This window comes from Pseudomonas sp. URIL14HWK12:I6, assembly GCF_000514195.1.
In the GTDB taxonomy this organism is placed as follows: domain Bacteria; phylum Pseudomonadota; class Gammaproteobacteria; order Pseudomonadales; family Pseudomonadaceae; genus Aquipseudomonas; species Aquipseudomonas putida_A.
Genome location: NZ_KI911360.1, coordinates 168,717 through 188,449 on the forward strand (window position 1 = coordinate 168,717; position 19,733 = coordinate 188,449).

Genomic DNA, 19,733 nt, shown 5'->3' on the forward strand with positions numbered 1-19,733 from the left:
GTGTTGGCTGACCCGACGCCTTCGCGAGCAAGCCCGCTCCCACAATGATTGAAGGTGTTCACCAATTCCCATGTCCAGCATGAGTTCCCTGTGGCGAGCGAGCTTGCTCGCGCCGGCTGCGTAGCAGCCCTCACATTTCAAGTCGCAAACAGAACTCCACGAATCGCCCCAGCCTGCGGGGCCACGACGCCCTCCAGCACCAAGCGCGTAATGGTCTCGGCTGCCGTCGCGTAATCCTCATCCTGCGGCACTGCGCGCCCGGTGATGCAGCCCATTTGCCAGCCAATATTGGTGTAGGTGCGGGTTGCCGACCAGATGAACAGCATCAGGTGTTCCGGGTCCACCGGGGCCAGCAGGCCGCGCTCGATCCAGCTGCGCAGGCACTCGACGTTGCGTCGGGCTTCGGCGTGCAGCACGTCGCGGCATTCGTCTGGCAACTGGCGCCCGCCGAGCAGCAGCTCGCCGCTGAATACCTTGGCAATCGCCGGGTGTTCACGGGCGATGCGGATGCGCGCGGCGATGTAGGCGCGCAGGCCGATCAGCGGGTCATCGCTTTCGCGCAACGCTGCCGAGGCTTCCAGCAGCGGTTCGACAAACCCCAGGAGGACTTTCGAGTACAGGTTTTCCTTGGTCTGGAAGTAGTAATACAGGTTGGCCTTGGGCACGCCGGCACGGGCGGCGATGTCGCGGGTCTGGGTCGCGTCGAAGCCGTTGGCGGCGAACTCTTCGCTGGCGGCGGCGAGGATCAGTTGCTCGTTGCGTACGCGGATGGCGCTCATGGGAACACGGTGTGAATAGAAGGCATGGGCAGATTCGGGCAAATTCGGTTTCGCAATATACAAAACTATACAGCGATGAGACCAGCTAACTGCTCGATTTGCGGCAAAGCTGAGCGGATATTTTTGTGTAAATTTTCTGATTCAGTCTTTCCTCACGCGACCGCTCTCTCTAGAATCCGCCCCGCCTCCGCAATGGAGGCTCATTGCTATCATTTGGCTCGGTTCACATAGGGAAGACAACATGCAATTCGGGAAAATCCTGGCGCTGGGCCTAGTGCTTGCGCTCGGTGGCTGTGCCAGTTTCACCAAAGACGAAGTCGCGCCGGTCAAGCTGCCATCGATGGCCAGCTACGCCAACAAACCCAATGTGTATGTGGATTTCGACTTCTATCAGGGCGAGCCGAAAAGCGCTTCGGCCGTAGAAGTGCCGCAGGCGCGTGACCAGCTCAAGCCTGAGCTGCAAAAGATTCTGAGCGATTCAGGCCTTTTCGGCCGTGTCACCCTGGACGAGTTCCAGAAGCAACCGGGCGACTACAGCCTGCGTCTGAAAATGTACAACCATCCGCCGAATGCCGGTTCGATGGTGCTGGGCTTCATCAGTGGTTTCAGCCTGGGGGTGATCCCGGCATACGGCACCGATCAGTACACCATGAGCCTCGAAGCCGTCGACGGCACAGGCCAGGCCCTGACCACCGCGAGCAACCATGATGCGGTCGGTACCTGGATCGGCATCTGGTTCATTCCGCTGATGGGCAACACTCCGAAGGCGGCGGTCAACGACACATTCGCCCGTCAGGTCAACGCGCTGCTCAAGCAGATGATCGACAACAACAACCTGAAATACTCGGCACTCGAGCCCCGTAATCCACGGGCCTGATGCCAAAAAAAAGAGCCGCAATCGCGGCTCTTTTTTTCGCCCTTACTTCAGGGCCTGGATGAACTGCGGATCGCTGTACAGTTCCTTCAACAGATCACGCAGCATCGGGTTATAGGCGTTGACCGCATTCGGAATCGCGATGAAACCAAAGAAGCTGCTGCTCCACTGGCTGCTGACATGCTTGGTCGCGTCGTAAACCACGTTCTGCCCATTAAGCAGGGTGAAGCGTGCCGCGAGTTGGCCTTCGCCTGTGCCCATGCCGGCCGACAGGTTGTTCTTCACCACCAGCACTTTCAATTGACGCTGAGCCTGCGGATCAAGCAGACCGGCCTTGCGCAGTTCTTCGGTGATCGCGTCCTGGATATGCGCCGGGATGCTGCCGGATGGCGAGCGCACCGGGTTGGCTCGAACTGTCAGCGAACCTTCGCCAGACTCGGCAGTTACCTGAGGATTGCTGATCGCTTGCAGGGGCGGGGTCTGCTTGAGCTTCTGAACGTTTTCGAAGCTCGGCTCATAGCGGGTCATGGTCATGCCACAACCTTGCAGCAGCACTGCCAGCATCGGGATCAACAACAGAGACTTTTTCACGGCGTTTCCTTGCGTGAGGAATAAGGGGGGCGAATTATGGGCAGAGTGCCATCATTGAGCAACCGACTTCACCGTGAAGCGCTCAGAGCTTCAACAGATTCTCGATCTGCGCCAGTTCCCAGGTACTGAGCAGATTCACCGGGTCGGTGCCGTAACGGCTGTTGAATTGCCATTCGCGGCCATCCGGGCAGCGGCACTGTTCACAGTGATGCAAGTGCCCACCCTCAAAATCAAGCAACAGGCGCCAGCCCTCGATATCGACCGCGATCAGTCCGGCATCACTGGGTGTCTTGGATCTGTTGAACATCAGCACGCCCAGCGCAGCCTCGCGCAAGCGCTGGCAAACGTCGCGGGCGGTCAGCAATGCAGTCATGGTCGTACTCGATGGGGGCAGAAGCGCGTCAGGATAAATCGCGCGTCGACGGGTGTCAGCGATCACTGGCCCGATTCCGAACTATTCCGTAACATCCGCACCCCTCATTTTCGCGAACATCCGCGGCCACCCTCGTTGGCCGCTCAGTCAGGTAAGCCATGAAACCAAAACGTCTGCGCGCCGATGTCCTGGCCGGACTCACCACCTCATTTGCCCTGTTGCCCGAATGCATTGCGTTCGCGCTGGTGGCGCATCTCAATCCGCTGATGGGCCTGTACGGCGCCTTCATCATTTGTACGCTGACCGCGTTGTTCGGCGGCCGGCCGGGAATGGTCTCCGGGGCGGCGGGTTCGATGGCGGTGGTGATCGTCGCGCTGGTGGTGCAGCACGGCGTGCAGTACTTGCTAGCGACGGTGTTGCTCGGCGGTTTGATCATGATGGCGTTCGGCTTGTTGCGCCTGGGCAAACTGGTGCGCATGGTGCCGCATCCGGTGATGCTCGGTTTCGTCAACGGCCTGGCGATCATCATTGCACTGGCGCAACTGGAGCATTTCAAGAGCGGTGAACATTGGCTCAGCGGCACGCCGCTGTACCTGATGACCGGGCTGGTGCTGCTGACCATGGCCATCGTCTACATCCTGCCGCGCCTGACCCGCGCGGTGCCGCCGGCATTGGTGGCGATCCTCGGCGTGGGCCTGCTGGTCTACCTGTTCGGTCTGCCGACGCGCACCCTTGGCGACATGGCGCACATCGCCGGCGGTCTGCCGAGCTTCGCGCTGCCGGACATCCCGTGGACGCTGGAAACCCTGCGCATCATCGCCCCGTACGCGATTCTGATGGCGCTGGTCGGTCTGCTGGAAACCCTGCTGACCCTGAACCTCACCGACGAAATCACCGAAACCCGCGGCTACCCAGATCGCGAGTGCGTGGCGCTGGGCGCGGCGAACGTGGTCTCCGGCGCATTCGGTGGCATGGGCGGTTGCGCGATGATCGGCCAGACCGTGATCAACCTCAGCTCCGGCGGCCGCGGGCGTTTGTCCGGGGTGGTGGCGGGGGTGCTGATTCTGCTGTTCATCCTGTTTCTGTCGCCGCTGATTGAGCGTATTCCGCTGGCGGCACTGGTAGGGGTGATGTTCGTGGTCTCGCAGCAGACCTTCGCCTGGGCCTCGTTGCGGGTGTTGAACAAAGTGCCGCTCAACGATGTACTGGTGATCATCGCCGTGACCACTATCACCGTGTTCACCGACCTGGCCACTGCCGTGCTCTGCGGGATCATCATCGCCGCGCTGAATTTCGCCTGGCAGCAGGCCCGCGAGTTGTACGCCGATGAGCATCTGGAAGCCGACGGCAGCAAACTCTACCGCCTGCACGGCACGCTGTTTTTCGCCTCGACCACGCCGTTCCTCAACCAGTTCGACCCGGCCAATGACCCAGTACGAGTGACCCTCGATTGCCGGCATTTGAGCTTCGTCGATTACTCGGCGATTGCCGCGTTGAAGACCCTGCGCGAGCGTTACGAAAAGGCGGGCAAGGAGCTGCAGGTGTTTCATCTCTCCGAGCGCTGCAAGAAGCTGTTGAAACGCGCCGGCGTCGAACACCACTGAGTGCAGTTGTGGGCGCGGCTTGCTCGCGAAGGTGGTATGTCGGTGAAACGGTATCGACTGCCACTACGCCTTCGAGCAAGCCCGCTCCCACAGCGGCGATGCCAAAGATCACTATCGGGAGAACTTCTTCGCCCCGGCCACACAAAGAATCACGCCCACCGTCACCACCAGCATGCCGATGCTGACTTGCTCATGCAGCAACGTCGCTGCCAGCGCCAGGCCGAAAAACGGTTGCAGCAACTGCAGTTGACCAACCGCGGCAATCCCGCCCTGGGCCAGACCGCGATACCAGAACACGAACGCGATCAGCATGCTGAACAGCGAAACGTAGCCCAGACAGACCCATGCCGACACGCTGATGCCGCTGAAGGATGGTGGGGCCAGCCACAGGCTCGCAATTGCCATCGGGGGCAGCGACAAGACCAGCGCCCAACAGATCACCTGCCAGCCACCCAGGGTGCGCGACAGTTTTGCGCCTTCGGCATAACCCAGACCGCAGACCAGAATCGAGGCGAGCATCAGCAGGTCACCGGTGGGCGAGGCAGACAATCCCTGTGACAAGGCGAACCCCACCACCAGAGCACTGCCGAGGATCGAGAAGAACCAGAATACCGGGCGCGGGCGCTCGCCACCGCGCAACACGCCAAACAGCGCAGTGGCCAATGGCAGCAAGCCGACAAAGACGATCGAATGTGCCGATGTCACGTGCTGCAATGCCAACGCCGTCAGCAGCGGGAAACCGAGCACGACGCCCAATGCCACGATCAACAACGAAAACCACTGATCCCTGGACGGTCGCCGCTCACGGAACAACCACAACAGGTCAACGGCCAGGACGCCGGCAATGGCGGCGCGCGCGACGGTGAGAAACACCGGGTCAAACTCCAGCACGGCCAGGCGCGTCGCCGGCAGCGAGCCGCTGAAGCACACCACGCCAATAAAGCCGTTGATCCAGCCGCTGGTTTTTTCCAGTGCCGGGTTGCTCACGTTTGAAGTCCGTTCCATACGATTCACACTCATTGTGGGTTGCTTTGAGAGAATCCTATGATTGAGAATCAGGACAATCAAAAAATTGTCATGGATACATCCCGACATGTCCCGCTCTCGCTACAAGACCCTCGTCGACACTTACGCCGCCGACATTCGCACCGGACGTCTGGCGCCCGGCACCCGTCTGCCGACGCACCGGCAACTGGCCACGCAGGAAGGCCTGGCGCTGGTCACGGCCTCGCGGGTGTACGCCGAACTCGAAGCCATGGGGCTGGTCAGCGGCGAAACCGGGCGCGGCACCTTCGTGCGCGAAACCTCGTTGTCGCCGGGGCAGGGCATCGACCAGAAAGACGTGGCCGTCGGCATGATCGACCTGAATTTCAACTACCCGTCCTTGCCCGGTCAGACGCAATTGTTGCGCACCGCACTGCGCCAGCTGGCGTTGTCGGGAGATCTGGAAGCGTTGTTGCGCTATCAGCCCCATGCCGGCCGGGCCCACGAACGGGCTTCGGTCGCGCGCCATTTGCTCAGTCGCGGTGTCAACGTCGACGCTGAGCAAGTGCTGCTGGTCAACGGCGCCCAGCAGGGGCTGGCGGTGACGCTGATGGCGTTGCTCAAGCCCGGCGATGTGATCGCCGCCGATGCACTGACCTATTCCGGGTTCAAAGTGCTGGCCGAGGCGTTGCATCTGGAAGTGGTGGCGATCCCGGTCAACGAGCAGGGGCCGGATCTGGCCGCGCTGGAAAAACTCTGCCGCAGTCGCTCGGTGCGTGCGGTGTACAGCATGCCGACCCTGCATAACCCGCTTGGTTGGGTGATGCCAATCGAGCAGCGCGAAGAATTGGCTGCCATCGCGCGACGGCATGATCTGACCCTTATCGAAGATGCGGCCTACGCTTTTCTGGTGGAAGACCCGCCGCGTCCTCTGATCGACCTGGCGCCTGAGCGCACGGTCTACGTTTCGGGCCTTTCGAAGAACATCGCCACCGGCCTGCGCGTCGGTTTCATTGCTGCGCCTGCGGCCCACGTTCCGGCACTGGAGCGGGTGATTCGCGCAACCACCTGGAACACCCCGGGACTGATGACCGCGATTGTCTGTGGCTGGCTCGACGACGGCACCGTGATCGAGCTGGAAGCGCAAAAACGCCAAGATGCTCAGGCGCGCCAGGCACTGGCTGCCGAGTTGCTCAAAGGGTTGCCATGCGTCGCCCATCCGAACTCGTATTTCCTGTGGCTGCCCTTGCCGGAAGACGTGCGTGCCGATCAGATTGTGGTGGAGCTGATGCAGAAGCAGATTTCGGTCACCACTGCCGAGCCGTTTGCAGTGTCGGCCCATGTGCCGCATGCGATTCGACTGGCCCTGGGTTCGGTGGAAATGGATGTGTTGCGGCAGGCCTTGACCACCGTCAGGAAGGTCATTGCCGCTTACCTGTAAAACGAGGCCCGGGGGACAGATGTTACCCTTGCGCAGCCAGATTCAAGCCGTTCCGGAACCTTCGATGAAAAACACTGTTGCACTCTTGCTTGCCCTGACCGCCACCGCCGTACTGTTCAGCTCGACCACCCGCGCCGCAGGCGATCCGCAGGCCGGCGAAAAGATCTTCCCGCGCCTGTGCGGCGGCTGCCACCAGGTTGGCCCGGATGCGCGCCCGGGGTTCGGCCCGCAACTCAACGGCATCATCGGTCGAGCGGCCGGAACCTCGGCCAATTACGTGTATTCCGAGGCGATGAAAAATTCGGGCAAGACCTGGGACCGCGAAACGCTGACTGCGTATCTGAAAGATCCAAAGGGCGTGGTGCCGGGCACACGAATGATTTTCTGGGGGCTTAGTGACGAGGAGAAGATCGATAATTTGCTGGCGTATCTGCAGCAGTTCTCCAATTAAAGATTTTGCTCGGCCGGCCCGGCAAACCAGGCCAACGGCATTTGCGAAGTCAAAGAGGGCTGATCAAGCCACCTGATTACGGCCCGCCGCTTTCGCCTGATACAGCTGCTGGTCGGCACGTTTGATCAGCATCGTGTGGCTGTTGTCCGCCGGGTCGGCCAGCGCGACGCCAATGCTCACCGTGACCTGTCCGATCTCGGGAAAGTGCGCCTGGGCCACGGCGACACGGATCTTTTCGGCGACCACCTCTGGAGTATCAGGCTGGGCGACTTCCGGCAGCAGTACGGCGAATTCCTCGCCGCCATAACGGGCGACGAAGTCTGTGGCGCGCACGCTGACCTGAATGAGCTGCGCCAATTGCTGCAACACGTCGTCGCCAATCGCGTGGCCGTAGGTGTCGTTGATACGCTTGAAGTGATCGGCGTCGATCAGCAGCAGGGCAAACGGTCGCCCGGTGCGGCGGAACAGCAGACTGTATTCGCTGAGTTTTTCATCGAAGCGGCGACGGTTGTAGACGCCGGTCAGGGCGTCGTGGGTCGCCAGGTTCAACAGGTCGGCATTGGCCTGCATCAGTGCCGCGGTGCGCTGGGCTACGGTGGCTTCCAGCGAGGCGTTGGCTTCCTGCAGTTCGCGCTCCTTGGCCAGCAGCGACCGGGTCATGGCGTCGATCGACTGCCCAAGCTGGGCGATTTCCCGCACCGGGTGCTGCAGCGGGAAGTGTGCGCCGGGCTGCTGGTTCTGCACCTGTTTGGCCGAGTGCGCGAGTTGCTCGATCGGCCGGCTCAGATACTGCGCCAGATAGTACGCCACCAGCCCGAATGCCACGGCGGCGGCCACACCCAGCAGCAACAATTTATAGAGCAGCAGGCGCGCCGGCTCCAGAGCGGTGTCCAGTGGCTGGCGCACGGCAATCGACCAGGACAACGCCGTACTCGAAGGCGTCGGTACGGTGACCATGCTGGTCAGGTAACCGTTGCCGACCGACCAGCCCGGCGACTTCGAATCATTCACCGCCAGTTGCTGGCCCATCAGGGCTTCCGGGTACAGCACCTTGCCGTCGTGATCGATGATCAGCGCTTCGATATCCGGCGACGCATTTTTATGCGAGAACGCTGCCGATTCGACGATACGCGTCACCCAGCTCCAGTGCGCGTGCGCGCCCAGCACGCCAATCACCTGGCCGTCGGCGTTGCGGATCGGGGCGGCGAAGTCGATGAAACGCAGCGGTTCGCCGTTGGGCGTTCCCGGCAGCAGTTTGGCCAGCAACACCGCTTCGTGCGGGTCACCGGTGTACTCACCGCGCAGGCCTGCCTGGAACCATGGCCGTTGCTGCACCGATTGCCCGACCAGCAAATTATTGACCGCTTGATGCACATGGCCATCGGCATCGGTCACGCCCATCCACGCATACTCGGCCCGGGCCTGGGTGCGCAGTTGCATCGATTTGAGAATCGCCGGGTTGTCGAGGTCGCCGCGTTCCAGATGCGGCGCACGGCTGAGCAGGTAGACCTCCAGCTGGCGCTCGCGTAATTGGTCACCGAGCAACGTTGCCGCAGAACGCGCGGTATTGAGCAGTGAATTGCCGCTGACCTGTTTCATCTGTTCGGTGGCGATATGCCCGACATAGAAGCCGACGATCGCCAGGGTCAGCAGGGACAAACCGGCGAACCAGAGGGTCAGGTGACTTCGCAGACTGGCTTTGAGCATGGGCAGGCAAATTCTGTTTGGACGTTGTGGCCGCATGGTATGCGCATTAAGCGTCGGGCTGCCAGTCGGTCGCTTCGGATAAGCACCGTCGGAAGTTTCGCCAATGCCCTACAAGGCAAGGTCCTTTCTGACGCGGGTTGTTGAAAAGAACCACGCCAGCAAACGACGAAATGCAAAAGCCCGGCTGATCAGGCCGGGCTTCTTTGACTGCTTTAGAGCCGTTGTTTTATGCATTTCGGCTTTCGATCAGACGATCCGAACCACCTTCAGCGACGCGGCGTTCTTGCAGACGATCCGAGCCACCTTCAGCGACGCGGCGTTCCTGCAGACGATCCGAACCGCCTTCAGCGACACGGCGTTCTTGCAGACGATCCGAGCCACCTTCAGCGACACGGCGCTCCAGCAGACGATCCGAACCACCTTCAGCGACGCGGCGCTCCAGCAGACGATCCGAGCCACCTTCGGCAACACGGCGCTCCAGCAAACGATCAGAACCACCTTCAGCCAGACGGCTTTCAATCAACTTGTCCGAGCCGCCTTCAGCGACCAAGGTGTGAACGGGTGTTGCTGCAAAAGCGTTAACTGCAAGAACCGAGAAAGCGATGCCGAGGATGGTTTGGCGTTTCATGATCGTGTGCTCCGGGGTGTATTGGGTTGGTATGGAGCTGATGTTACGCCGCGGATTTTTTATGAGAACTTCATTGGCGTGATGGTGACTATCGACGCCAGCGATGTATGCCGCAAGTCCGGATTCAGAGCTTCTGCGCCCGAATGCATAGTTCTCCGGTGGCGCGGGTCAGGGCCAGATCATGCAGTGCGTCGTGTGTCAGGCCCTGCCGGGCCTTGGCCAGCCAGACCGGGCAATTCGGGTCGCGGCGATGCGGCGCGAAGTCGGCGTACTGGCGCAGCAGGCGGGTTTGCAGCTCGTCCAGGCGCGGACGAATCTGCCCGGCCAGATCCGGTCGCGGCGTGTCCGGCGCCGCACCAGCCGCCTGCCATTGCGCGAGCAATCCGTACTGCACCAGTTTGTTTGCCTCCATTTGTGCAGCGATCAACTGGGCGACTTCTTCGGGGTCGAGCTGGTGTTCGGTCGCCAGGGTGCGGGCATTGGCGATGACCTGGGCTTCGCGCGGGCTGTCCTGAATCGGCTTGCCACTGTCCCATTTGGTCAGGGCGACGAGGTCGCCGATGTTCAGGCGTTCGTTCAAGGTTGTCAGCAACGGACGCAACGATTCGGAGGAAACAGGGGGCTCGGCGGCGCCGGCAGTGTGGCTGAACAGAACCAGCAGGGAACAGGTCAGAGCATTTCGCAACGGAGTCATGGGCAGGCGCGTTCCACAAAAAATAGTGCCGACATTTAAGCCTTGAGCAGAGGCGATGTCGACCGACTTTATCCCGCCCATCTAGCGTAATATCCCTCGCATCTCCCACCCCGAGAACGATCCTCAATGCAAACCCCCAGCACCATCAAACCGCTCTGGCAAACCTACCTGCTGTTCCTTGCGCCGATGGTGTTGTCCAACTTCCTGCAATCGATGTCGGGCACGGTCAACAGCATTTACATTGGGCAGATGCTCGGTACGCAAGCGCTGGCGGCGGTGTCGGGGATGTTTCCGGTGATCTTTTTCTTTATCGCGCTGGTGATCGGCCTGGGCGCGGGCGCCGGGGTGTTGATCGGACAGGCATGGGGCGCGCGCGAGGCACACATGGTCAAGGCGATCGCCGGGGCAACGCTGTTGCTGGGGGTGTTGATCGGTTTGCTGGCGGCGGTACTCGGCAGCGTGTTTGCGCGTCAGGCATTGCAAGGGTTAGGAACGCCGGCGGATGTACTGGACGACGCAGTGGCGTATGCGCATGTGATGATGTGGATTCTGCCGTCGATGCTGGTGTTTGTGCTGTTCACGCAATTGCTGCGCGGAGTCAGCGACACCGTGTCGCCACTGTTGGCGCTGATCGTGTCGACCTCGGTCGGGCTGGCGCTGACCCCGGCGTTGATTCGCGGCTGGTTCGGTCTGCCACAGTTGGGCATTCAAAGTGCCGCCTTCGCCGGCCTGGCCGGTAACCTGTCGGCCATGACGTGGCTGGCGTGGCGGCTGATTCGCAAGGACCATCCGCTGGCGCCGGACCGCGAGTTCTTCGCGGCACTGCGCCTGGACGCGGCGATTCTCGGCAAGGTGCTGCGCATCGGCCTGCCGACCGGGGTGCAGATGATCGTGTTGTCGCTGTCGGAGCTGGTGATTCTGGCGCTGGTCAACCAGCACGGCTCGCAGGCGACAGCGGCCTATGGCGCGGTGACGCAGATCGTCAACTACGTACAGTTTCCGGCGCTGTCGATTGCCATCACCGCCTCGATCCTTGGCGCCCAGGCCATTGGTGCCGGGCAACTGCAACGCCTGGCAGCGATCCTGCGCACCGGGCTGTTGATCAACGTGTGCCTGACCGGCGGTTTGATCGTGCTCGGTTACCTGTTGTCGCACTGGTTGCTGGGACTGTTCCTGACCGAAGATTCGACCCGGGCGATGGCTGAGCACTTGCTGCACATCATGCTGTGGAGCCTGTTGGTGTTCGGCTTCCAGGCGATCATCGGCGGCATCATGCGCGCCAGCGGAACGGTGCTGGTGCCGGTGATTATTGCGATTGTCTGCGTGGTCGGCGTGCAGTTGCCGGCGGCTTACTGGCTGGACGGTCAGTACGGTTTGCAGGGCGTTTGGATGGCGTTCCCGGTGGCGTATCTGGGCATGCTGGTGTTGCAGACGCTGTATTACAAACTGGTCTGGCAGCATCAGAAGATCGAGCGGCTGGTCTGAGCCCGAGCCGCATCGGCAGACAAATGACATGGCGCATTCGCCGGTTGTTTGCTTAAGTCAGTCGAGGCCTCGAAGGTTTGCCCTGTCCGGAGAATCCCATGCGTCCCCGATTCACCGCTGTGGCACTGTTTGCCTGCCTGTGCGTCACGAGCGCGGCGCAGGCCGCTGAATACAACCGCGTCAACACCACCGCCAGCCAGATCAGCTTTACCTACAACCAGATGGGCTCGCTGATGTACGGCACCTTCGGCAAGTTCGACGCGACACTGCAGTTCGACAGCGACAACCTCGCCGGCGCCCACACCACATTGCACATCGACCTGAACAGCATCGACGCCGGCAGCACCGACGCCAACACCGAGCTGGTGAAACCGGCGTGGTTCGATACGCAGCGCTTTCCCGTGGCGGTGTTCGAGTCCAGCCGTTTTACCCGGGTCACGGGCAATCATTATCTGATCGCCGGCCAGCTCACCCTCAAGGGCATCACCCGCGAGGTGCAGGTGCCGGTCGAGCTGAAACCGGACAGTTCGATCGGCATTTTCGACGGTGAGCTGGTGCTCAAGCGTGACCAGTTCGGACTCGGGGCGGGGGAGTGGGCGGACACTGTGGTGTCCAACGACATCGCGATCAAGTTCAAGGTGGTGGCGCCACAGCAGTGACGCCAGCCGCTCAGGTCAATAGGCGCGCCAGTGTCCCGGTGCCCAGCGCCACTCACGTCCATCCCAACGATAGTGACCGGCGACCCAGTGATAACCGGGCGCTGGCATGACCGGCACGACTTCCACCGGCGGCGGTGGCCGATGCGGCCGTACCGGTTCGACAATGCAGCCCGACAGGGTGATCGCGACCAGTGAGGCGGCGAGCAGGGTTTTCAGGTTTCGCGACATGGTGGTCTTCCCGGTAGATAAGTTGTTGTTGCCGAGCGGGTTCAACGGGCCCAGTGGCCTTCGACCCAGTACCAGTTAGGACCGCGCGCCTGCCAGTGGCCTGGTCGCCAGTGCGCGCCGTACCTCACTGGTTGCCAATGACCGGGCATCCACACGTAGCCGCGTCCTTCCCAGCGCCAGTGACCCTGATCCCAGACATAACCGGGACGCGGGCCGGGCATCACTTCCATGCGCATCGGCGGCGGGGCTTGCTGAACGATCACCACCTGCTGGGCAAACGCAGGCGCACTGGCCAGCGCCGCCAGTGTCACAGGCACCAGCAACAGGGTTTTCGCCATTTGAACAGTGAACGCAAAACGCTCATGACAACTCCTCAAGGCCTGCGTGAAAAAAGTGAACGCAGCTGAAGAATTGGACGCCAAATCGACGAAAGATCCGCTCCACGGAGGATGAAATTTTCTTCAGGTCAACCGCGAGCTCCTACATAAAGCAGGTGGCGGGACACGGTATGATGTCGCGGTTTTTCGTCGGAGTTCAGCTGTCATGCCACGCATCACCCACTACAAATCCCCATGCCCCGAAAGCGTCAACAGCCAGATTCTGCAACTGGTGGTCGATTACCTGACCGACATCAGCGCGGTCGGTCTTGGCCCGAGCAATCTGCTGTACAACGTCTATCAGTACGCGGTCGGCTATGAGGTGCATCTGTATCTGGAAGCGCTGAATGGCGAGAAGGGCACCGAGGTGGAATTGCTGGTGGCGACGGCCGAGGACGACCCGGAGCGGGTCACCGGTTTCCTCTTGTACCTGCCGGTGCAAGGCGATTGGGAAGCGTGCAGCGTCGCCTACATGGCCGTGCGCGAAGGTTATCGGCGCCAGGGTGTGGCGCGGGCAATGATCGGCGAGATGATCGGCCGTTATCCGCACGCCGAGCTGACCTGCAGTGTCGGCAAAGTGCCGTACTTCGAGGCGCTGGGTTTCGAGGTGATCGGCGCGCGCGAAACCCAGGTGTTGATGAGCACCCGGCATTACCGCAGCAATGGCCTGCGCGGTTTCATCGACACCACACCGATCTATCGCTCGCTGGAAGTGCAGCAGATCCACACCTACCTGCTGCAGAAAAACGGCAAGCGCGCGATGCTCGATGCCGAAAAACAGCGCGACCGGCATCTGGATCAAACTATCCGTCACGTCGAAGAATTTGTCCGTCAGCGCCTGACGCTGCACTGAGTCCTGAGTCCGGCGCAAAAAAACGGACAAAAAAAGAGCCTCAAGGCTCTTTGATGGGGAGAAGTAGAGCCCATGAGGCTCAAGCTGCGCATGAAACAGGGAACAGGCTTGATTTGGGGTTCAGAACGCCCGTTCCCTACGCAGTCGCTCAGGAGTCAAGCGCCTGCGTACCTTCATCATGGGAACGCGCGGGGGCCGACTCAAGTACCGCTAGTCGCACGGGCGGCGGCCCGTTCCACCATCGCGATGATGGTCGCGATCAACTCGTCCTTCGCTTGCCCGGCACTGATTTCAGCACTGGCGGCAGCATTCGACAACGCCTCGGCGGCACCGAGCATCGCGCGCAAACCGGCCTGGGTGATTTCCCCGCCAGCAGCCAGCGGTTGCAGCACACTGCGGCACTTTTCGAGGAAGATTGCCTCGTAGTCGCGCTTGATCTTTTCCAGCTCCGGCGTGCTGCCCAGCGCGGCAATCACTCCAGGAATCTCATTGCCCTGCAATAACACGCAATCGACGTACGCCGTGGCGATCACCGTCGCGGTGTCGATGAGCGTTGGCGGACACTGGTCGATCGCTGCATCCATCACCGCAGTCTGGCGAGTATCGAAGTCGCGATACAGCGCCGCGAGCAAGCCCGAGCGAGTGGTGAAGTGGTCGTAGACCACCGGTTTGGTCACCCCGGCCTTGTCCGCCAGATAACCCAGGGTCAGGGCATCGGTGCCCTCGGCCCGAATGATCTGCCAGGCGACGTCGAGCAACTGGCGGTTGCGATCTTCGCGCGACAAGCGACGTCGCGGTTGGGCAGGGGAATCGGCTTCGGTCATTTCTGTGGTTGACATCGGTTATATACCAAACGTAACTTACTGTTCGTAACTTACCAAGAGTACATAGCCCTTGGTCAGCGCAAACTTACAGGAGAATGACCATGCACGCATTGATTGTTGTGGCGCATCACGAACCGCGTTCGCTGACCCACAGCGTGGCAACGCAGATTGCCGAGGGCTTGACCCGCGCCAACCCCGCCAATACCCGGGAAATCGCCGATCTTTACGCCGAGGGATTTCAGCCGGTGTTCGGCGCAGCGGATTTCGCCGTGCATCACCGTGAGGCGCGGCCGCCAGCCGACGTATTGGCGGAACAGGCACGGATTGATCGGGCCGACGCTCTGGTGCTGGTATTCCCGGTGTACTGGTGGTCGATGCCGGCGTTGCTCAAGGGTTGGATTGATCGGGTGTTCAGCAACGGCTGGGCGTTTGATTTCGCTGGCGACCTCAAGCATGTGAAGAAGCTGCAGCGTCTGCGCGTGCATCTGGTCGGGCTTGCGGGGGCCGATGAACGCGCCTACGAACGTCACGGTTATGGCCCGGCGATGAAGGCGCAGATCGAACACGGGATTTTCGATTACAGCGGGGCGACGGTGGTCAGTTCGACGCTGATGGTGGAATCGGAAGTGCGTGATCCGCAGGAGCATCTGCAAACGGCGCGACATATCGGCGCCCAGATGTTCACCTGAATCTCACCTCCTGCAGCAGCTGCCGAAGGCTGCGATCTTTTGATTTTTTTAAAGCAAGATCAAAAGATCGCAGCGTGCCGCAGCTCCTACAGGTCAGCGGGCGCCGGGCCAGCCAGCCTTAGCGAGGGCGGCGAGCAGCGTTTCTGAATCCAGCCCTTGCACCGCATGCCCGTTGCCCGCGGTGCTCTCGCTGGCGAGCAGGGCGTTGATGATCGCTTCTTCGACTGCTTCGGTGGCGGCCAGGAACAGCTCGCTGATGTGGTCATTGTTGACCATGCGCAAACCGTCGCAGGTTGGCGCGCCTTTACCCTCGTAAGCGGCGGATGGCACCTGCTCGTTGCCGGTGGCAAAGGCAATGAAAATGTCGCCGCTGTGGTCTTCGTTACCGCCGCCGCTGCGCGCCAGACCGAGGCTGGCGCGCTGTGCCAGGCGCGTGCATTGATGCGGCAGCAGCGGTGCGTCGGTGGCCAGGCAGACCACGATCGAACCCATGCCAGGATGCGGCAGCGAAGCCCGCAGGAACGGCGAATCCACCTGCTCCATGTAGCGACCCACCGGATAACCGTCGACCCGCAACTCGCTGCGAATGCCGTGGTTGGCCTGGACGATCGCGCCCACCGTCCAGCCGCCCTGAGCGCTGCTCAAACGGCGTGACGCGCTGCCGATGCCGCCCTTGAATTCATGGCAGATCATGCCGCTGCCGCCGCCGACGGCGCCTTCTTCAACGGCACCGTCATGCGCAGAATTCAGTGCCTCGGCGACATGCTCGGGTTTGACGTGAAAACCATTGATGTCGTTGAGCAAGCCATCGAAGGTTTCCAGCACCACCGGCATGTTCCAGTAGAGGCGCCCGTCGTCCGGTTGCTGTTGGCGATCCAGCGCAATCAACGCATCGCGCACGACGCCGAGGCTGTGGGTGTTGGTGAAGGCGATGGGACTGGTCAGCAGCCCGGCCTCGCGAATCCACTCAAGGCCGGTGGCATCGCCATTGCCATTGAGCACATGCACCCCGGCGAAACACGGTTGCTGGTTGGTCGAGCCGCGGCGCGGTTCGATCACTGTGACGCCGGTGCAGATGTCACGTCCGCTGTCGCTGCGGCCACGCACGTTACTGTGGCCGACGCGCACGCCGGGGACGTCGGTGATGGCGTTGAGCGGGCCGGGTTGCAACTGGCCGATGCGGATGTTGAGGTCACGGGCACGAGGTTTCATGGGATGTCTCTCTTTAAAAAGGCAGAAATGAATGAGCGGGGCTGAACACGAAACCCTGTGGGAGCGCGGCTTGCCCGCGAAGGCGGTGTGTCATTCAAAAGGAGATGTTGACTGACCCGACGCATTCGCGAGCAAGCTCGCTCCCACAGGGAAATGTGTTGGGGTTACTGGCCGTTCTTGACCTTGCTCCACACCCGCGTGCGTACGCGCTCGATGGCTTTGGGCAGCGGCTCAAGCGTGTACAGGGTGGCCATCGCCGCCGCGGACGGATACACCGCCGGGTTATCCCGCGTGGCCGCAGCCACCAATGGCGTCGCGGCGCGGTTGCCGTTGGGGTACGACAGGTGATCACTGACCGGCGCGATGACTTCCGGGCGCAGCAGGTAGTCGATAAACGCCAGGCCCTGAGCGCGATTCGGCGCATCCTTGAGCAGCACCAGCGTGTCGAACCACACTGGCGCGCCTTCCTTGGGCAGGCTGTAGGCGATTTTCACGCCATTGTTGGCCTGTTCGGCGTTGGTCTTGGCTTCGAGCATCGCGCCGGACCAGCCGACCGCCACGCAGATGTTGCCGTTGGACAGGTCACTGATGAATTTCGACGAGTTGAAGTAGGCAATGTGCGGGCGCAATTTGAGCAGCAGCGCTTCGGCTTTCTGGTAGTCCTCGGGGTTGGTGCTGTTGGGCGGCAAGCCCAGGTAGTGCAGGGCGACCGGGAGCATTTCCGACGGCGAGTCGAGCATTGCCACCCCGCACTGGCCGAGCTTGGCGAGGTTTTCTTCCTTGAACACCAGATCCCACGAATCCAGCGGCGCCTTGTCGCCGAGCGCGGCGCGCACTTTGTCGACGTTGTAGCCGATGCCGTTGGTGCCCCACAGATACGGCACGGCGTATTGATTGCCGGGGTCGTTGTTGGCCAGTTTGCTTAGCAGATCGCTGTCCAGATTGTTCCAGCCCGGCAGCTGATCGCGGGGTAGCGGGGCGAGGGCGCCGGCCTTGATCAGCGTCGGCAGGCTGAAGTTGCTCGCCACCACCACGTCGTAACCGCTGCGGCTGGTCAGCAGTTTGCCTTCCAGCACTTCGGCGCTGTCGAAGGTGTCGTAAACCGGCTGAATGCCGCTGTCGCGCTTGAAGTCAGCCAGGGTCGTGGGGCCGATGTAGTCGTACCAGTTGTAGACGTGCACGCTCGGTGCGTCGGCGGCACTGGCGACGGATGCGACGCCAAAACAGGCGAGCAGGCCAAGGTTGATGCCCCGGTTGATATAGCCACGACGACAACGCATGATGCGGCACTCCTGGCCTGCGGCAGGCCGGTGATTGACAGGAGTGCTCAGCCTATCGGGGCGGGCGTGCCTGACCCATTCCCATCATGGGTTACTCAAAAGGGGTAGAGCGTGGACGCGTTGTTGCAGGAGTTGCCGGTGCATCAAAGTCTGGCGCGGGTGTTTGCCGCCGTCGGCCAGGACGGTTTCTGGCGTGCGCTGGTCGACACGCTTCGGCTGTTGGTACCGCTGGACAACGCATTGGTGGCGCTGATGAAGGCGGGGCAGGCGCCGCAATTGCTGATCGACTTCGACAGCAAGGGCCGCGCCGACGAGCAGGAAGAACTGGCCAGCTACAGCGCCGGGATGTACCTGCTCGATCCGTTCTACCAAACCGCCTCGACCGGGATTGCCGACGGCCTGCACAGCCTGGCCTCGGTAGCGCCGGACCAGTTTCTGCACAGCGAGTATTACCAGAGCTACTTTCGCTCGGTGGTCGGTGAGGACGAGTTGCAGTTCATGATCAACATCGAGGGCGGTGTGCTTGGCCTGTCACTCGGGCGCTCGACGACTTTCGATCTGGCCGAGCAGGGCCGTCTGCTGTGTGTGCGCGACTGGGTGTTGGCGGCGATGCGCCGACACGTGCAGCTGTTGCCGCCACAAGGGACCGGCAGCGAGCCGGTGGCGGGGGATCTGGCAACGCTGCTCGATCGCTTCGATGCGCGCCTGACCACCCGCGAAGTCGACACCGCGCGGCTGATTCTGCAGGGCTTTTCCAGCAAGGCCATCGCCCAGCAAATGGGCATCTCGCCGGAGACGGTGAAGGTGCATCGGCGCAATCTCTATCACAAGCTCAATGTGACCGGGCATGGCGAACTGTTTGCGCTGGTGTTGCGCCCACCCACCCCCTGACCCACCACAAATTCCTGTGGAAGCTGGCTTGTCAGCAATGACGGCCTACCAGCCGACCAATTCCCACCTGAATGCACGCAATCCAACTGTGGGAGCGAGCTTGCTCGCGAAAGCGGCCTCACAGTCGACCAATCCCTGACTGAGTGCACTCGATCAAATGGTGGGAGCTGGCTTGCCAGCGATGACGGCCTACAAGCCGACCAACCTCCCACCTGAATGCACTCATTCCAACTGTGGGAGCGGGCTTGCTCGCGAAAGCGGCCTGCCAGACAAAATCAAAACAACAGAGCAAACCCCGCAAATAAACATAACCCCGCAACCACGTTTAAAGTACATGAACCGTTACGCCATAACGGCTACAACGCCTTGCGCCGTTACCTACGCGTACGCCAGAATCCGCCGGCTTACACGGCTATGCGACGGGCTTATCGTTTCCCTGTCACTGAAAATCAGTGATCGGGTTTGGTAGCCCGTCTGTAATAGCTGTATGGCAACACCTTTGCAGTCCCTTTGTGGGGCTCGTTTTTATGGTGGTCATGCGTGGGGCTCACTCGTGAGCGCCGGGTTCCTATTGCAGCCGGTCTACCAACCCGCGTATGGCCACCACCCCTCGTTTGGTAGCGAGAGTGATGGCTCCTGAATAACTGCAATAGGAGTACATCCATGTTCAAAGCCACACCCAATCCCCCGGACACCTCGATCCCGTACGACCCAGCCCTCGACCCGCAGAAGATAAAAGCGGCAACCGACCGCGCCATCAACTTCTACCTCAACCCCGGCGCCCTGAAGATCTCGATCCCTTCAACCTCGTCATGCAGGGCGAACAGAATCTTCCTCATCGACCCCACCGTGGACGAAGAAACCTTGCTCGTCGAAGCCTGCGAATCATTAGCCGCCGCCAGCGACATGGCCCGCGACATCGGCGACGCCGTCGACAACTCACAACGCCGAGCCATGCTGATGCTGTATCAGGTGATCATGCCCAGTGAACTGATGGTCAACCGGGTACTGGACGGTGGTGATTCAGGCGCTGGATAATGTTGTGCCATAGCAATAGGTGCCAGGGGACGAATTAATGAATCCGTCATATGGCACCTCAGTATGACCAC

22 protein-coding genes are annotated in these 19,733 nt (G+C 61.3%); 10 read left to right on the top strand and 12 right to left on the bottom strand.

Going from position 1 to position 19,733, the window contains the following annotated elements; all coding sequences use genetic code 11:
• Positions 1 to 137: 137 nt before the first annotated feature.
• Positions 138 to 779: a TetR/AcrR family transcriptional regulator gene (locus tag H043_RS0128810; protein WP_027614700.1), complete on the bottom strand. Its 642-nt coding sequence runs from the start codon at positions 777 to 779 to the stop codon at positions 138 to 140.
• A gap of 241 nt (positions 780 to 1,020) precedes the next feature.
• Between H043_RS0128810 and H043_RS0128815 the strand changes: the two genes are divergently transcribed.
• Positions 1,021 to 1,656 (top strand): hypothetical protein, encoded by a 636-nt coding sequence (locus H043_RS0128815; RefSeq protein ID WP_027614701.1) that lies wholly within the window; start codon positions 1,021 to 1,023, stop codon positions 1,654 to 1,656.
• A gap of 42 nt (positions 1,657 to 1,698) precedes the next feature.
• Here H043_RS0128815 and H043_RS0128820 read toward each other — a convergent pair whose 3' ends face one another.
• Positions 1,699 to 2,244, bottom strand: coding sequence for a hypothetical protein (locus tag H043_RS0128820; protein WP_027614702.1), 546 nt, complete (start codon positions 2,242 to 2,244; stop codon positions 1,699 to 1,701).
• Positions 2,245 to 2,326: 82 nt separating this feature from the next.
• Positions 2,327 to 2,617, bottom strand: coding sequence for a hypothetical protein (locus H043_RS0128825; RefSeq protein WP_027614703.1), 291 nt, complete (start codon positions 2,615 to 2,617; stop codon positions 2,327 to 2,329).
• Positions 2,618 to 2,775: 158 nt separating this feature from the next.
• Between H043_RS0128825 and H043_RS0128830 the strand changes: the two genes are divergently transcribed.
• On the top strand, positions 2,776 to 4,221 hold the full coding sequence (locus H043_RS0128830) for a SulP family inorganic anion transporter (protein WP_027614704.1): 1,446 nt from the start codon (positions 2,776 to 2,778) through the stop codon (positions 4,219 to 4,221).
• Positions 4,222 to 4,332: 111 nt separating this feature from the next.
• On the opposite strand, the gene H043_RS0128835 is transcribed toward H043_RS0128830, so the two are convergent.
• Positions 4,333 to 5,226, bottom strand: coding sequence for a DMT family transporter (locus H043_RS0128835; protein WP_027614705.1), 894 nt, complete (start codon positions 5,224 to 5,226; stop codon positions 4,333 to 4,335).
• A gap of 88 nt (positions 5,227 to 5,314) precedes the next feature.
• Between H043_RS0128835 and H043_RS0128840 the strand changes: the two genes are divergently transcribed.
• Positions 5,315 to 6,646: a PLP-dependent aminotransferase family protein gene (locus tag H043_RS0128840; RefSeq protein WP_027614706.1), complete on the top strand. Its 1,332-nt coding sequence runs from the start codon at positions 5,315 to 5,317 to the stop codon at positions 6,644 to 6,646.
• Positions 6,647 to 6,710: 64 nt separating this feature from the next.
• Entirely contained in the window at positions 6,711 to 7,097 is a 387-nt protein-coding gene (locus tag H043_RS0128845) for a cytochrome c family protein (protein WP_027614707.1), read from the top strand.
• Positions 7,098 to 7,160: 63 nt separating this feature from the next.
• Here H043_RS0128845 and H043_RS0128850 read toward each other — a convergent pair whose 3' ends face one another.
• The 3 genes from H043_RS0128850 to H043_RS0128860 all read right to left on the bottom strand — a co-directional run bounded on the left by H043_RS0128850 (position 7,161) and on the right by H043_RS0128860 (position 10,126).
• The gene (locus H043_RS0128850) at positions 7,161 to 8,804 is read right to left on the bottom strand and encodes a sensor domain-containing diguanylate cyclase (protein ID WP_027614708.1); all 1,644 of its coding nucleotides are present in this window, start codon (positions 8,802 to 8,804) and stop codon (positions 7,161 to 7,163) included.
• Between the two features lie 226 nt (positions 8,805 to 9,030).
• Positions 9,031 to 9,432, bottom strand: a complete 402-nt coding sequence (locus H043_RS0128855; RefSeq protein ID WP_027614709.1) for a hypothetical protein — start codon at positions 9,430 to 9,432, stop codon at positions 9,031 to 9,033.
• A gap of 124 nt (positions 9,433 to 9,556) precedes the next feature.
• Positions 9,557 to 10,126 (bottom strand): chorismate mutase, encoded by a 570-nt coding sequence (locus H043_RS0128860; protein WP_027614710.1) that lies wholly within the window; start codon positions 10,124 to 10,126, stop codon positions 9,557 to 9,559.
• 126 nt (positions 10,127 to 10,252) lie between these two features.
• On the opposite strand from H043_RS0128860, the gene H043_RS0128865 reads away from it, so the two are divergent.
• Together H043_RS0128865 and H043_RS0128870 are read left to right on the top strand one after the other, a co-directional pair.
• Positions 10,253 to 11,611 carry an MATE family efflux transporter gene (locus H043_RS0128865; protein ID WP_027614711.1) on the top strand — a complete coding sequence of 453 codons (1,359 nt, stop codon included), beginning with the start codon at positions 10,253 to 10,255 and terminating at the stop codon, positions 11,609 to 11,611.
• Positions 11,612 to 11,709: 98 nt separating this feature from the next.
• Complete coding sequence (locus tag H043_RS0128870) at positions 11,710 to 12,270, top strand: YceI family protein (RefSeq protein ID WP_027614712.1); 561 nt, start codon at positions 11,710 to 11,712, stop codon at positions 12,268 to 12,270.
• 15 nt (positions 12,271 to 12,285) lie between these two features.
• On the opposite strand, the gene H043_RS0128875 is transcribed toward H043_RS0128870, so the two are convergent.
• Together H043_RS0128875 and H043_RS0128880 are read right to left on the bottom strand one after the other, a co-directional pair.
• On the bottom strand, positions 12,286 to 12,498 hold the full coding sequence (locus H043_RS0128875) for a YXWGXW repeat-containing protein (protein WP_027614713.1): 213 nt from the start codon (positions 12,496 to 12,498) through the stop codon (positions 12,286 to 12,288).
• Positions 12,499 to 12,539: 41 nt separating this feature from the next.
• Positions 12,540 to 12,836: a YXWGXW repeat-containing protein gene (locus H043_RS0128880; protein ID WP_027614714.1), complete on the bottom strand. Its 297-nt coding sequence runs from the start codon at positions 12,834 to 12,836 to the stop codon at positions 12,540 to 12,542.
• Positions 12,837 to 13,041: 205 nt separating this feature from the next.
• Here H043_RS0128880 and H043_RS0128885 point away from each other — a divergent pair, with 205 nt between their 5' ends.
• Positions 13,042 to 13,728 (top strand): GNAT family N-acetyltransferase, encoded by a 687-nt coding sequence (locus H043_RS0128885; RefSeq protein WP_027614715.1) that lies wholly within the window; start codon positions 13,042 to 13,044, stop codon positions 13,726 to 13,728.
• A 200-nt stretch (positions 13,729 to 13,928) separates the two neighbouring features.
• Here the strand turns inward: H043_RS0128885 and H043_RS0128890 are convergent, their stop codons facing one another.
• Positions 13,929 to 14,567 (bottom strand): TetR/AcrR family transcriptional regulator, encoded by a 639-nt coding sequence (locus H043_RS0128890; RefSeq protein ID WP_027614716.1) that lies wholly within the window; start codon positions 14,565 to 14,567, stop codon positions 13,929 to 13,931.
• 86 nt (positions 14,568 to 14,653) lie between these two features.
• On the opposite strand from H043_RS0128890, the gene H043_RS0128895 reads away from it, so the two are divergent.
• Entirely contained in the window at positions 14,654 to 15,241 is a 588-nt protein-coding gene (locus tag H043_RS0128895; protein WP_027614717.1) for an NAD(P)H-dependent oxidoreductase, read from the top strand.
• A 93-nt stretch (positions 15,242 to 15,334) separates the two neighbouring features.
• Here H043_RS0128895 and H043_RS0128900 read toward each other — a convergent pair whose 3' ends face one another.
• Positions 15,335 to 16,453 carry a P1 family peptidase gene (locus H043_RS0128900; protein ID WP_027614718.1) on the bottom strand — a complete coding sequence of 373 codons (1,119 nt, stop codon included), beginning with the start codon at positions 16,451 to 16,453 and terminating at the stop codon, positions 15,335 to 15,337.
• A gap of 164 nt (positions 16,454 to 16,617) precedes the next feature.
• The gene (locus H043_RS0128905) at positions 16,618 to 17,733 is read right to left on the bottom strand and encodes a polyamine ABC transporter substrate-binding protein (protein ID WP_049827969.1); all 1,116 of its coding nucleotides are present in this window, start codon (positions 17,731 to 17,733) and stop codon (positions 16,618 to 16,620) included.
• 111 nt (positions 17,734 to 17,844) lie between these two features.
• Here H043_RS0128905 and H043_RS0128910 point away from each other — a divergent pair, with 111 nt between their 5' ends.
• Both H043_RS0128910 and H043_RS0128915 read left to right on the top strand, forming a co-directional pair.
• Complete coding sequence (locus H043_RS0128910) at positions 17,845 to 18,624, top strand: LuxR C-terminal-related transcriptional regulator (RefSeq protein WP_027614720.1); 780 nt, start codon at positions 17,845 to 17,847, stop codon at positions 18,622 to 18,624.
• 663 nt (positions 18,625 to 19,287) lie between these two features.
• Positions 19,288 to 19,662, top strand: a complete 375-nt coding sequence (locus H043_RS0128915) for a hypothetical protein (protein ID WP_027614721.1) — start codon at positions 19,288 to 19,290, stop codon at positions 19,660 to 19,662.
• The last annotated feature ends 71 nt before the right edge of the window (positions 19,663 to 19,733 follow it).

Bases quoted from the DNA above. Each gene is read 5' to 3' on its own strand.
- H043_RS0128810 (WP_027614700.1), bottom strand. From the start codon at position 779: ATGAGCGCCATCCGCGTACGCAACGAGCAACTGATCCTCGCCGCCGCC.
- H043_RS0128815 (WP_027614701.1), top strand. From the start codon at position 1,021: ATGCAATTCGGGAAAATCCTGGCGCTGGGCCTAGTGCTTGCGCTCGGT.
- H043_RS0128825 (WP_027614703.1), bottom strand. From the start codon at position 2,617: ATGACTGCATTGCTGACCGCCCGCGACGTTTGCCAGCGCTTGCGCGAG.
- H043_RS0128830 (WP_027614704.1), top strand. From the start codon at position 2,776: ATGAAACCAAAACGTCTGCGCGCCGATGTCCTGGCCGGACTCACCACC.
- H043_RS0128835 (WP_027614705.1), bottom strand. From the start codon at position 5,226: ATGGAACGGACTTCAAACGTGAGCAACCCGGCACTGGAAAAAACCAGC.
- H043_RS0128840 (WP_027614706.1), top strand. From the start codon at position 5,315: ATGTCCCGCTCTCGCTACAAGACCCTCGTCGACACTTACGCCGCCGAC.
- H043_RS0128845 (WP_027614707.1), top strand. From the start codon at position 6,711: ATGAAAAACACTGTTGCACTCTTGCTTGCCCTGACCGCCACCGCCGTA.
- H043_RS0128850 (WP_027614708.1), bottom strand. From the start codon at position 8,804: ATGCTCAAAGCCAGTCTGCGAAGTCACCTGACCCTCTGGTTCGCCGGT.
- H043_RS0128855 (WP_027614709.1), bottom strand. From the start codon at position 9,432: ATGAAACGCCAAACCATCCTCGGCATCGCTTTCTCGGTTCTTGCAGTT.
- H043_RS0128860 (WP_027614710.1), bottom strand. From the start codon at position 10,126: ATGACTCCGTTGCGAAATGCTCTGACCTGTTCCCTGCTGGTTCTGTTC.
- H043_RS0128865 (WP_027614711.1), top strand. From the start codon at position 10,253: ATGCAAACCCCCAGCACCATCAAACCGCTCTGGCAAACCTACCTGCTG.
- H043_RS0128870 (WP_027614712.1), top strand. From the start codon at position 11,710: ATGCGTCCCCGATTCACCGCTGTGGCACTGTTTGCCTGCCTGTGCGTC.
- H043_RS0128875 (WP_027614713.1), bottom strand. From the start codon at position 12,498: ATGTCGCGAAACCTGAAAACCCTGCTCGCCGCCTCACTGGTCGCGATC.
- H043_RS0128880 (WP_027614714.1), bottom strand. From the start codon at position 12,836: ATGGCGAAAACCCTGTTGCTGGTGCCTGTGACACTGGCGGCGCTGGCC.
- H043_RS0128885 (WP_027614715.1), top strand. From the start codon at position 13,042: ATGCCACGCATCACCCACTACAAATCCCCATGCCCCGAAAGCGTCAAC.
- H043_RS0128890 (WP_027614716.1), bottom strand. From the start codon at position 14,567: ATGTCAACCACAGAAATGACCGAAGCCGATTCCCCTGCCCAACCGCGA.
- H043_RS0128895 (WP_027614717.1), top strand. From the start codon at position 14,654: ATGCACGCATTGATTGTTGTGGCGCATCACGAACCGCGTTCGCTGACC.
- H043_RS0128900 (WP_027614718.1), bottom strand. From the start codon at position 16,453: ATGAAACCTCGTGCCCGTGACCTCAACATCCGCATCGGCCAGTTGCAA.
- H043_RS0128905 (WP_049827969.1), bottom strand. From the start codon at position 17,733: ATGCGTTGTCGTCGTGGCTATATCAACCGGGGCATCAACCTTGGCCTG.
- H043_RS0128915 (WP_027614721.1), top strand. From the start codon at position 19,288: ATGTTCAAAGCCACACCCAATCCCCCGGACACCTCGATCCCGTACGAC.